This window comes from Methanococcus mangrovi (assembly GCF_054506835.1).
On sequence record NZ_CP197114.1, the window covers coordinates 429,867 to 442,369 of the forward strand.

Annotated in this window: 14 protein-coding genes; 9 read left to right on the forward strand and 5 right to left on the reverse strand. The window is 31.8% G+C overall.

All coding sequences use genetic code 11. The features are described from left to right. Positions 1-22: 22 nt before the first annotated feature. The 4 genes from ACS5L2_RS02305 to ACS5L2_RS02320 form a co-directional block, all read right to left on the reverse strand. The gene (locus ACS5L2_RS02305) at positions 23-1,099 is read right to left on the reverse strand and encodes a mechanosensitive ion channel family protein (protein WP_459202153.1); all 1,077 of its coding nucleotides are present in this window, start codon (positions 1,097-1,099) and stop codon (positions 23-25) included. Next, positions 1,100-1,759 carry a DUF432 domain-containing protein gene (locus ACS5L2_RS02310; protein WP_459202154.1) on the reverse strand — a complete coding sequence of 220 codons (660 nt, stop codon included), beginning with the start codon at positions 1,757-1,759 and terminating at the stop codon, positions 1,100-1,102. Positions 1,760-1,909: 150 nt separating this feature from the next. Further along, positions 1,910-2,323: a CGGC domain-containing protein gene (locus tag ACS5L2_RS02315; RefSeq protein ID WP_459202155.1), complete on the reverse strand. Its 414-nt coding sequence runs from the start codon at positions 2,321-2,323 to the stop codon at positions 1,910-1,912. Between the two features lie 32 nt (positions 2,324-2,355). Next, a complete protein-coding gene (locus ACS5L2_RS02320) occupies positions 2,356-3,426 on the reverse strand; it encodes a DUF123 domain-containing protein (protein ID WP_459202156.1) in 1,071 nt (356 codons plus the stop codon). A gap of 92 nt (positions 3,427-3,518) precedes the next feature. Here ACS5L2_RS02320 and ACS5L2_RS02325 point away from each other — a divergent pair, with 92 nt between their 5' ends. From ACS5L2_RS02325 to ACS5L2_RS02365, 9 genes are all read left to right on the forward strand, one after another. Further along, complete coding sequence (locus ACS5L2_RS02325; RefSeq protein WP_459202157.1) at positions 3,519-4,130, forward strand: hypothetical protein; 612 nt, start codon at positions 3,519-3,521, stop codon at positions 4,128-4,130. 217 nt (positions 4,131-4,347) lie between these two features. After that, positions 4,348-4,638, forward strand: coding sequence for a hypothetical protein (locus tag ACS5L2_RS02330; RefSeq protein WP_459202158.1), 291 nt, complete (start codon positions 4,348-4,350; stop codon positions 4,636-4,638). Between the two features lie 165 nt (positions 4,639-4,803). Continuing rightward, positions 4,804-5,796 (forward strand): 3-isopropylmalate dehydrogenase, encoded by a 993-nt coding sequence (locus ACS5L2_RS02335; protein ID WP_459202159.1) that lies wholly within the window; start codon positions 4,804-4,806, stop codon positions 5,794-5,796. A 78-nt stretch (positions 5,797-5,874) separates the two neighbouring features. After that, positions 5,875-6,612, forward strand: coding sequence for a phosphoribosylaminoimidazolesuccinocarboxamide synthase (gene purC / locus ACS5L2_RS02340; RefSeq protein WP_459202160.1), 738 nt, complete (start codon positions 5,875-5,877; stop codon positions 6,610-6,612). 37 nt (positions 6,613-6,649) lie between these two features. Continuing rightward, positions 6,650-7,291 (forward strand): phosphoserine phosphatase SerB, encoded by a 642-nt coding sequence (gene serB, locus ACS5L2_RS02345; protein ID WP_459202161.1) that lies wholly within the window; start codon positions 6,650-6,652, stop codon positions 7,289-7,291. A gap of 125 nt (positions 7,292-7,416) precedes the next feature. Further along, the gene (locus tag ACS5L2_RS02350; RefSeq protein WP_459202162.1) at positions 7,417-8,019 is read left to right on the forward strand and encodes a DUF7121 family protein; all 603 of its coding nucleotides are present in this window, start codon (positions 7,417-7,419) and stop codon (positions 8,017-8,019) included. A gap of 35 nt (positions 8,020-8,054) precedes the next feature. Next, positions 8,055-8,570: a chorismate pyruvate-lyase family protein gene (locus ACS5L2_RS02355; RefSeq protein ID WP_459202163.1), complete on the forward strand. Its 516-nt coding sequence runs from the start codon at positions 8,055-8,057 to the stop codon at positions 8,568-8,570. Between the two features lie 14 nt (positions 8,571-8,584). Beyond that, entirely contained in the window at positions 8,585-9,595 is a 1,011-nt protein-coding gene (gene amrS / locus ACS5L2_RS02360) for an AmmeMemoRadiSam system radical SAM enzyme (protein ID WP_459202164.1), read from the forward strand. 27 nt (positions 9,596-9,622) lie between these two features. Further along, the gene (locus ACS5L2_RS02365) at positions 9,623-11,473 is read left to right on the forward strand and encodes a molybdopterin biosynthesis protein (protein WP_459202165.1); all 1,851 of its coding nucleotides are present in this window, start codon (positions 9,623-9,625) and stop codon (positions 11,471-11,473) included. An 11-nt stretch (positions 11,474-11,484) separates the two neighbouring features. On the opposite strand, the gene ACS5L2_RS02370 is transcribed toward ACS5L2_RS02365, so the two are convergent. Then, positions 11,485-12,180, reverse strand: a complete 696-nt coding sequence (locus ACS5L2_RS02370; protein WP_459202166.1) for a rhomboid family intramembrane serine protease — start codon at positions 12,178-12,180, stop codon at positions 11,485-11,487. Between the last annotated feature and the right edge of the window lie 323 nt (positions 12,181-12,503).

The window sequence follows — 12,503 nt, forward strand, 5'->3', positions numbered from 1 at the left end:
AAAGATTTATTTTTTCTTATTTTTATTTTTCGTCGGTTTCTTTTTCAATTTTAATTTTAAGGTCTTGTGGGAACCATAATGTTCTTTGAGGGAACGGAATTTCTATTTTTTCTCTATCAAATTCTTTTTTAATGTTTTGGATAATTTCACGTTTTACATCATACCATTTTTCGCTTGGAGCCCAAGCTTTTACCGAAATATCAACGCTGCTGTCCCCAAGGTCTTTTACAAAAATCTGGGATTCCGGATCAACTAATACATAAGTCATATCTTCAAGTATGTTTGATATAATGTCCATTGCGCGCTGTGCATCCTCTTTGTATGCGATTCCAACGTCAATATCGACACGTCTTGCAGGATATTTTTTATTGTTTATAATTTCGGAATTGAAAACTTTTTCATTAGGTATTCTAACTAATACTCCATCCCATGTCCTGATTCTCGTAGACATCATTTTAATATCATTTACAATTCCAGAACTTGTTCCAATTTCTACGGAATCTCCAATTTTCAGTGGTTTATCAAAATAAAGGAATATTCCAGATATAAAGTTTGCAACAACAGTCTGGGATGCAAAACCCAAGATTATACCTGTAATTCCCCCTGCAACGAGAAGTGTTCCAAGTTTACTTGTAAGTCCAAGCATCTGGAAAACTATTCCAAACGCGATAATCATTGCAGAATAGTGAAATATTGTTGCTTTTAACCGATATTCCGCAAATTTTCCTTCCTGAGAACCTTTTAGCAATAAATATCTTTTAGAACGGTTGGAGATTCTGTATGTAAAATACAAGAGCAGGAATGAGTAAATAATAATTTTTAAGTCGAATCCAAATAGTTGGTATGTTACAAAACTCTCGATGACATTTAATGCAAGAACTACGAATATTGCAAGTACAAATGTTGAAATAAGTCCTGCAGTTTCTTCATTTATTATCCAGGTATGTTTTGTAGTTTCTGATAAGTCTTTAACCCATTTTTCAATAAAATATGAAAATAGCAACCCTATGGCTACAACAAAAATTAATTTTACGCCTGAATAATATGATAATCCATAAAAAAAGTTATTTTGTAAAAATTCGAGCAGTTCTGTTATCATTTAAATTCTCCTCAAAAAATTAGATACCGGAGTTATGTTTTTAGTTCCAATCAACCCGCTTTTGGGCGATTTTGAAGTGTTTAGTAATTCAATGGTTCCATTTTTTGTGAGATTTATAATTGTCGGGTAGTATGCTTTATCTTCTGAATAATACATTATAGTTTCCCATATTGGAAAGACTAACTTTTCAAAAGTTTTCCAGTAATTTGAACCATTACTCAGGATAAATCTTGTAACGCAGAGTGAATCTGGCTCATCTGTGTAAACCCTGCTTGAATAATACCTTGAAATATCTCCTATATCGACAGTTCCGTAAATTGTATATTTCTCTTTTCCAAGTTTAATCAAATCTAAGTTCATGTCCCCCAATTTTAATTCGATATCACAGGGGGATTCGACGTATCCTTTAAACGAATCTTTTGGCGGAACAACTACTGGCTCCTTAAAGTCAATCGTTAAATAGTGTACCCCATAGCCAATTGCAGGACTCGGCACTATTTTTAATGAATAAGACGTCTTTTTAATCAGTTTTGAAGTACCCGCTCTTGTATATTTTAATAAGCTGTCCTGTTCTTCAATTTTGATGTCATTATTTTCAATTTGAAAATTTTCCGGTATTAATTGTCGATATCCAAACATGAATATATTATACGAATTCAAAAGATTTATACTTTATTATGTTACAAAATGCCGTATTAATGAAATGTTTTTAAAAAAAGAAAAATAAAGATGTTATTCTTAAAAATGGGCTTAATATTCTAATTATTTTTCAAATAGGTATCGATATATCGTTTACGCGTTTTATACAAATTACAGGTATTTTTTATATATTCCTTCTTCACGCAGTTTTTCAGATTTTTTACTAAAAATACTTCCTTCAACAATATTTTTGTAGCCTTTCTTATTTATAATCTGTTTTATATAGTCAATATTTGGGCACCTGTCGTAATGAGCGTTATCTGTTGACATACAGGATGAAAGGTGTACTGTAACTTCATCTTTTTCAATACCCTCATACTTTTTAATCCAGCTTGAAAAATTTGCAAGTTTAGCGCTTACTAATTTGCCAGAACAGCCCCCACAGGTGAAAGAAATATATTTTGTATCATTATCGTAATTTTTGAATGCATCCGTTTTTTCATAAAATGCATTCGTGCACCTCATCCCGCTGCACCGGTTTTTAGCAAGACTGCACTGGATTATAACTACGTATTTTGTTTTCATAATTTTTCCCCATTTATCTTATTTACTGTTAATCAGGGTTTAATATAATATAAATGACTTTTACACTTGCAGTCCGAACATCCGAAAGACTCTATCGAATCTAAAACTAAATTAAACCTATTCGAAACATCGCATTCGAAACGTCCAAGTGTTACATTCACTTCTTTTACATTTGAAAATTCAAGTAAATAATCAATATGCCATCTTTTTTTCTTATTGTCTGATAAATGCCGGTTTATTCTATTATAAAGGTTCACGCTGTCCCCCATTGCAGAACCGATGTAAAAATAATCTCCTTTTTTAAATTTAATTTCTCTTTTTCCAACGAAAATATTTTTTGGAGAATTCATCTTTATTCTTAAGACATAAGTGCCTTTATCTCTTGGAATTTTGGTTTTTGGGGTCTTTTTAAAGTTAAAATCTTTATAAATTTTTTCAATTTCTTTCAATGAATTGTAGTGGGGGCAGATTTCTCGAATTTCAGAAAAGCATTTATCGCATTTTGGAATCGGGCTGCATATTTCTTGTCCAAATACAACAAGTAGGTTATTAATTCTTTTCCAGTAGTTTTTAGGAAGTTTTTCTCTAAGCTCCATTTCCGTGTTTTCTGGAGACTCGGTATCAACGTAATTCCAGCGATTTGTAATTCTGTGAACGTGTGTGTCAACACAGATTGCGTAATCGTCAAATGCAAGTGTCATTACCAAATTTGCAGTTTTTCTTCCAACTCCCGGCAGAGTTACAAGTTCTTCGATTGAATCCGGGACTTTTGAGTTATATTTTTCAATTAAAATTTCTGCTAATTTTTTCAGGTTTTTGGCCTTAGTTTTGTAAAATCCTGCAGGGTGAACTAATTTTTCAAGTTCTTCTAAATGTATTTCAAAAAGGTCTTTTGGACTTTTTACTTTTTTAAACAGTGTTTTTGACACTTTTGCGGTAGTTTCGTCTTTTGTTCGTGCACTTATTACTGTAGAAATCAGTATTTTAAATGCTCGTTCATTTTCATTCGAATTTTTGGATATTTTGTCAACTACGGCATCTTTTTTAAGTTTTTCGTTTAAAATATCTAAAAATTCAGTGAATTTGGTATCTGAATCGCTCATGAATATCCTGTCGGTTTAGTTTATATATCACTCAAGTAATAGTATCAATTTGGAAAATCTAACTTATAAATTTAATAGTGCGGGGTTTTTTCATGTTTAATCAGATTATTGAAGAACTTGGAGAACACATGCCATTTACGGCATTTGGGGCTGTTTTTGGTATAGTATTATTAATTATATTTAATGGAATTTCATTTAGTGAATCTTATTCAATATTTTACACCCTTCACCCACTACACGTATTTTTAAGTGCATTTACCACGACGTCGATGTATAAACTGCATAGTGGGGGCAGCATCAAGGGCATTAAAGGAATTTTAGTACTATTCCTGATAGGATATGCCGGTTCATTATTTATTGCAACGATTAGTGATTCGTTAATTCCTTATATCGGGGAAATTATATTGGATATGCCAAATCGTGGGGCCCACATAGGATTTATTGAAGAATTCTGGCTTGTAAATTCTTTAGCATTATTAGGGATAGTTTTAGCGTATTTTAAACCATTTACAAAAGTGCCTCACTCAGGACACGTATTTTTAAGTACTGCTGCATCACTATTTCACATAATAATGGCTCTTGGAACCGGACTGAGTTTTTTAATGTATTTTGAAATATTTTTATTCCTTTTTATTGCAGTCTGGATTCCTTGCTGTACAAGCGATATTATATTCCCGCTAATTTTTATAAAATCTAAAGATTAGCCGGATTTATGCGTATTATTAAAATTATACTATGTGAAATATACATTAAAACTTTTTGAATGGTTAATCGGATATATTGTCCCTTTAACAGACTTAATTTTTTATTTTAAGATTATTTATATTTTTTTGGATAAATTCAATAGTATTTACTATATATATTTGGAAATTCAAAAGTGTATATATTAAACAATGAATAATACGCTTTAAAAGGGATATTTTGCCATATTCTGACGAGGAATATCAAAAAATCAAGAAAAACATCAAGTATATAATAAATACAGGCCACAGTTCAGACGACGAGTTTAAAAATCTTATCGGTCGGGTGTACGCCAGTATAAAGCTGAAAAATCAAAATTGTACAGATAGGTTACTTGATACATTAAGAACTAAATACAATCTTGATTTAATAACCGATATTGACATATTCAGGACATTTTACCATAAAAAATTGCCTGAAATTAAAACAAAAGAAGATTTAAAAAGATATATTCGAAATAACCGTAAATAATGCTATTTTTTCTAAAGTATACTTTTTTAATGTATTTTGGCATATTTTTAAAATAGGGGCTGTTTTTTATAGTTTTTTGTCTGCGTTAGATTTTAATATATCGATAATCAATATAGTTGCAAACGTCAAGGTAAACTGGAGTTTAACTCGAAAGGTGATTTTACAATGCATAAAATTTGTGTAATTGAAGGCGATGGAATCGGAAAAGAAGTGGTTCCTGCTGCTGTAGAAGTTTTAAAAGCTACTGGTGTTGAATTTGAATTTAATCACGCTTTAGCAGGCGATGAAGTATTTGAAAAAACCGGTGTAGCACTTCCTGAAGAAACAATTGAAGCTGCAAAAGCTGCTGATGCAATATTGTTTGGTGCTGCTGGCGAAACTGCTGCTGATGTTATTGTAAAATTAAGAAAAATACTTGATACTTATGCAAATATTAGGCCTGTAAAATCTTACAATGGAATAAACTGTTTGAAAACAGGTATTGATTACATAATCGTCAGAGAAAACACGGAAGGCCTGTACAAAGGGATTGAAGCTGAAATTGCAGACGGTGTTACCGTAGCAACAAGAGTTATCACAAAAAACGCTTCTGAAAGAATATTTAAACATGCATTTGAACTTGCGCAAAGCAGAAAAAATCAGGGAAAAGCAGGAAAAGTTACCTGTGCACACAAGGCAAACGTATTAAAAGTGACTGACGGCTTATTTAAGAAAACTTTCTATGAAGTTGCAAAAGATTATGAGGATATAAAAACTGAAGATTTTTATGTCGATGCAATGAATATGTTCATAATTTCAAGACCTGAAACATTTGATATAGTAGTTACTTCGAATTTATTTGGTGACATTTTGTCAGACGGTGCAGTTGGAATGGTTGGCGGACTTGGAATGGCTCCATCAGGAAATGTTGGTGATAAATATGGTCTTTTCGAACCAATTCACGGTTCAGCTCCAGATATTGCTGGAAAAGGACTTGCAAATCCAACTGCAACAATATTAACTTCAGTAATGATGCTTAGATACTTAAAAGAAGATGAAGCTGCTGACAAAGTTGAAAAAGCTCTCGAAGAAGTTTTAAGTCTTGGTTTAACAACGCCTGACCTTGGAGGTACGCTTTCAACAAGTGAGATGGGTTGTGAAGTTGCAAAAAGAGTATAAATTGTAACTATTATAAACAGGTAAATCTCTTATTTTATTTTTTATTCTAATTAATCATAATTTATGTCTGGTGAGATTATGTCATATGATATTTCAAAAATAACTGCAAAAGAGCCAATTTACGTTGGAAAAGCAAAATCAATATATACAATCGAAGAAAATGAAAAAGAAGTTTTAGTGGAATTTAGGGACGACATAACTGCTGGAAACGGTGCAAAACACGACGTAAAATCCGGAAAAGGATATTTAAACACGTTAATTTCAACTGAACTATTCAAAATTCTCGAAAAAAATAACGTTCCAACACACCTCATCGAATACATCGAACCAAGCCACATGATTGCAAAAAACGTTAAAATAATTCCTCTTGAAGTAATTGTGAGAAACGTTGCTGCTGGAAGCCTATGCAAAAAATATCCATTTGAACAAGGACAGGTATTGAAAACCGCGGTTACTCAGTATGATTATAAAAATGATGACTACGGAGACCCAATGTTAAACAATGAAATTGCAATTGAACTTGGTCTTGCAACAGAAGAAGAATTATTCGAAATTAAAAAACTCGCTTTAAAAGTAAACGATGTTTTAAAAGGATTCTTCGACGAAAAAGGAATAATTTTAGTTGATTTCAAAATCGAAGTTGGGAAAACCCTTGATGGTGAAATCATTGTAGCTGATGAGATTAGCCCTGACACAATGAGGCTTTGGGATAAGGAAACAAAAGACGTTCTTGACAAGGATGTATTTAGAAAAGACTTGGGTGACGTTTTAGAAAAATACAAAATCGTTGCTGAAAGAATCGGATGTTTAAAATAATTCTTTTTATTTTTTATTTTTACCAATTGGTGGAATAATGACAGATAATTCAGTAAAAAAACTTATTTTATTTGATTTAGATAGCACTCTTGCAGACTGCGAAGTTATCGATGAAATTGCAAAATTTGCGGGTGTTGAATCAGAAATTAAAAAAATAACTGAAGAAGCGATGAAAGGTAAAATAAAATTCAGAGAATCACTTAAAAGACGGGTAAAACTATTAAAGGGAGTTCATGTTGAAAAACTCTATGAATTTGCAGAAACTATTCCTATAATGAATGGTGCACCGGAATTAATTGTAGAACTTAAAAAACAAGGATATGTTACAGCCCTTGTTAGTGGGGGATTTGATTTTGGGGCTGAACATGTTAAAAAAGTGCTTGGACTTGATTACGCTTATTCAAATACTCTTTTATCTGAAAACGGAATTCTAACTGGCGAAGTCATCGGTCCAGTAATGAGCGAAACTGCAAAAGGCGATATTTTAGAAGAAATTGCAGCAAATGAAGATATTTCGCTTGAAAACACTGTTGTAGTAGGCGATGGTGCAAACGACATAAGCATGTTTGAGAGAGCCGGTTTTAAAATAGCATTTTGTGCAAAAGAAATTTTGAGATCAAAAGCAGATATATGCATCGATAAAAAAGACTTAAAAGAAATATTGAACTATATTAACTAACTTTTTTTCGCTTTTTTTGGCCCAAAACGGCTTTTTTCAACTTTTTTGCTTTGTTTCAAATAAAAATATTTATATAGCTTACAACAAAAATTTATAATATGTTAAATGGGGGTTCGGTGTTAAAAATGGATTACAATACAATAAAAACTAAACTTGACGAAATAAATACACAGATAAAAGACCTTTATGAAAATGCCAAAGAATTAAAGGAAATTAGGGATAAAGCAAACGATGACGTAAAAAAATACAAAGACCTAAGAGAAGACATCAATGTAAAGGTTAAAGACCAGATTGAAGAAATCCGGCTTTTAAAGCAAAAAAGAGCAGACATGCTCAGTGAATTCAAGTCCATGAAGATAAGTAAGTCATACCTTGCACAAAAAATAGAACAGTTGGAAACTACTCTTCAGACAAAACCGATGTCAATAGAACAGGAAAAAGACATGATTCGAGAAATTGAATCTCACAGAAAGCTGCATGAAAAAGCAGTTGAATTAGAAGACTTGAATGAAACTATAAAGTCAATGTCTGATGGAATTTCCACCCTTGTAAACCAGTCTTCAGAAGAACACAAAAAAGTGCTCGAAAATGCAAGAGTAAGTGCTGAAAAACATCAGGAACTTTTGAAAACCTATGCTGAAATAAATGACTTAAAAGCAAAGGCAACTGAGTTATATGACAAATTAAAAGAAATGAAAATAAAAGAAATAGTTGAAGAAGAACTTTAATTTTTTTAATTTATTGGTAGTAATTAGTGAAAATTATGAATGATAAGTATATTAAGCCCTATATTGTTATAGGGGACCTTTCAAAAGTTTATGGACTAAAAAACGAAGAAAAAGTTCTTCTTGGAACTGACGGAAGTATTACAAACCTTTTGGAGATACTGTTTAATTGTGAAGTAGTTGTTGAAACACTTTATCAAGAAATAATTGATAATGTAAATTATAGGTCAGTAATTCTCAAGGTAAATGAAATTCCCCTAATATATGCAACTTCAAAAACACCACTCGAAAATATCGATGAAACACACATACGTGAAAAAATAAGAAACGACCTTCTTTCAGCAGACATACCTATTGGAAAAATCCTAAAGATTCACAATTTGGAAACAAGGCGAGAAATCGTAAGTGTTGATGTAGATGAAGTTTCAGAAACTGTTAGAAGTAAATTAAATCCAAAAAGAAGTAAAATTCCCCAGAGAACATATAATATAATCTACAAAAACAAAGTACTAATGACTATAACAGAAATGTTTAATTTAGAAGATCACATTTAGTCAGAAGTGATTCTATGTTAAAAGAAGCGCTTTTTTATGAAACCCATGAAAACTGCATGGTAAAATGTAATTTATGCCCACGACACTGCATAATTTCTTCTGGAAAAAGGGGAGTTTGTGGTGGAAGAGAAAACATAGATTGCAAGCTCTATGCTGTAAACTATGGGAAAATATGTGCAACAGCAGTTGACCCGATAGAAAAAAAACCCCTATTTAATTATAAGCCTGGTACAAGCGTTTTTTCGATAGCTACTGCAGGATGCAACTTCAAATGTAAACACTGCCAGAACTGGGAAATAAGTCAGTCTTTGCCCGAAGAAGTTCCTTTCAGTGAGTTAACCCCTGAAGATGTAGTAGGGCTTGCTAAAAACTATTTGTGCGAAGGAATTGCATACACCTACACCGAACCAACCATATTTTATGAATTCATGCAGGAAACTGCTGATTTGGCAAAAAATAATGATTTATTCAATGTAATGGTTACAAACGGGTATATTGAGAAGGAACCTTTGAAAAAGCTCAAAATAGATGCAATGAATATTGACATAAAAGGAAACAGTGAGTTTTACAAAAAAATATGTCTTGCAGAGTTAGAACCTGTTCTTGAAACGTGTATTTTAGCAAAAAAACTTGGAATTCATGTGGAAATTACAAATTTAATCGTTCCAACATATAACGATAATAAAAAAGACATAGAATTCATAATTAATTTTGTAAAAGATGAACTTGGAATAGATACGCCACTTCACTTCACTGCATTTTACCCCCACTACAAACTGACATCTGTTTCATCTACTAATATAGATACAATTCGGAAAGCAAGAGATATGGCACTAAATGCAGGATTACATTATGTATATGCAGGAAACGTCCCATTTAGCGCAGGATACAACACGTACTGCCCAGATTGCCGGGCTATTGTTGTTGACCGTTTTGGATACCAAAAACCAGAACTTTACCTTGATACTACTTCAAAAACTCCAAAATGCCAAAAATGCGGCAGAGAAATCGATATAATAATTTAAATTATTTTTATATATTTAGGTGATATTTTGAGATACCTAAAACTTTGTACAATTGACCATGCTAAAGAAGTTGTAAGAACTCTTTTAAATGAATTAAGCACCGAAGAAGTAAGTCTTTTTGAACTTCCGGGAAAGATTCTTGCCGAAGATATAGTTTCAAATGTGGATGTACCCCCATTTGACCGTTCAAGAATGGATGGTTATGCAGTAAGGGCAAAAGATACTTATGAAGCTGAAGAAGATAAACCAGTTACTCTTCAAATAATCGATAAAATACGTGCTGGTGGAAATTCTGAGTTAGAATTAATTCCAGGACAGTGCATGGAGATTGCGACAGGGGCCCCTCTTCCAAAAGGTGCTGATGCGGTAGTTATGGTTGAATTTGCAGAAATTGAAGAAAATTCTGTAAAACTCTATAAGGCAGTTTCCCCGCATGAAAATATCCAGCCTTGTGGGAATGATATTATGGTTGGGGAACTCATAATGAGAAAAAATACAGTTGTATCTCCAAGAGACATTGGTGCAATATCTGCGGTTGGAAAAAATAAATTAAAAGTATTTAAAAATCCAAGTATCGGGCTTTTATCAACTGGAAACGAACTCATAAGTCCCGAAGATAAATTAGAACCGTATAAAATTTACGATGTAAATACCTACACGATAGCATCATCAATTTTAGAAAAAGGATGGAATTTTAATTTTTATGGGATTGTACGGGATAACAAAGAAGATTTAATGGAAAAACTAAAAAAAGCAATGAATGAAGATATAATACTGCTTAGTGGAGGGACTTCTGCAGGAGTTGGTGATTTAACGAGTACTGCAATTGAAGAGCTTGGCGGGGAAATTTTAGTACATGGAATAAAAATAAAGCCTGGAAAACCAACGATTATCGGAAAAATTGGAAAAAAATTGGTAGTGGGCCTTCCAGGTTACCCAACATCATGTTTAACTATTTTTGATGTGTTATTCAATGAAAAAGGAAAAACAATGCGGGCGCAAGTGTACAATAGATACATGTCTGCTAAAGGAAGGGAAGAATACCTTCCAGTTTCCATAGTTCGCGGAAATGAGGGCTACGGTGCGTATCCTGTTTTAAAGGGAAGCGAAGCAATAACTTCACTTGCATATGCTGACGGCTACATTATAATTCCAGAAAACAAAGAAATAATTGAAGATGAAATATTTGATGTCCACATGTTTGGGGATATTAGAATTGGGCTTAATATTATTGGAAGCCACTGTGTTGGAATCGATAGAATCTTAAGAAAAGGCCAGATTCTTGCAAGAACAGTAAATACTGGTTCCCTTGGTGGAATAATGGCGGTAAAACGAAAAGAAGCAGATATTGCAGGAATTCACCTTTTAGATAATAACGGGGAATACAATATTTCATATCTAAAAAAATACAATGTAACTGATGCGGTTTTAGTTCGAGGTTACATTCGTGAACAGGGTTTCATGTTTAAAAAAGAGCTTGGAATAAACTCATTAGATGATTTAATCGAAAAAATTCGAGATTATAGAATAATAAACCGGAATAAAGGTTCTGGAACGAGAATACTCTTTGATAAATTTTTAAACGAGAATAATATCGATAAAAATTCATTAAATGGGTATGATATTGAAGCAAAAACGCATTCTGCAGTTGGAGCGGCAGTTTCAATGGGTAAAGCACAGATTGGGCTTGGAATAAGTACGATTTCTGACCACTACAGCCTTGAATTTATCCCGATTGCAGATGAATACTACGACCTTTTAATCCCTAAAGAAAAATTGTACGATGAGGATATAATTAAATTTATAGAAACGCTCAAAAAAGAAGAACTTCCATTTAAAAAGTCAGAAGATACTGGAAAAATCATTTTTGAATGTTAAATATTATTTTTTTAATTTTTAGTTATGTAATTTTTAAATCTTGTCAAATTTTCTTCAAGTTTATTGAACTTTTTTTCAGGGTAGTGAAGTGCAATTACAATTCCTGTTATAAAACCCCCAAAATGAGCGATATTTCCGTAATTGATGCTTGAATTAAAAAATCCATAAAAATTAAAGAGTAATCCGAATGTTAAAGAGTAAATTATGGAAGATATAATAAGTTCTTTTTCAAAATCTAATTTTTTAAAGATTTTGCTGCTTCTCAAAATCAGGGTGGCTGAAAGGATAAAATATATACTTATAAGGCCAGAAATTGCCCCCGAAAGTCCAAGTGTGTTCATATACCACATTGACGTATTTTCAGACACGTAAAGAATTAATGAAACTGAAAGATACAGGCAAAAACTTCCAAGACCTGAAATTATAAAAAACTTAAAATAATCTTTTGTTCCTGTGAAATATTCCATAACGGGTCCGATAAGCAATAAAATTGCAATATTTGAGATTAAATGGATATTGTCTAAGTGAATAAACATTGCAGTAAATATCTGCCAGAATGTAGGTGGTATTGCAAATAATTCTGCGGGAGTTAAAGCAAATATTTTAACTATACTCGGGTTTTTCAATTTTAAAATATGTATAATTATACTTGAAATTATTATAAATCCTGAAAATTTGATTTTGTAGATAAAATTTCTGGCATTCATGGTTTTCACGAAAAATTAACAGATAATTGGTTTTATTTTAAAATTTAAATGAAAATTTAATTTTTAAATTATGATTGAAATTAGATATTACTAAATTTATACTATTTTTAACAGTTTTTTAAATTTACGATTTTTTTATATCTTTAAAAATCAAATAATTAAAATCGGGCACTTGAAAAAATTCATATTCCATTTTAAAAGTCAATTTTAACAGTTTTTTAAAATCCGAGAATATTTATATTTGTTGATACAAAATTTTTATTAAATTTATATCAAAAATTAATGTATATTGCAAAGTTACGGGATTTAAATTATCATATTTT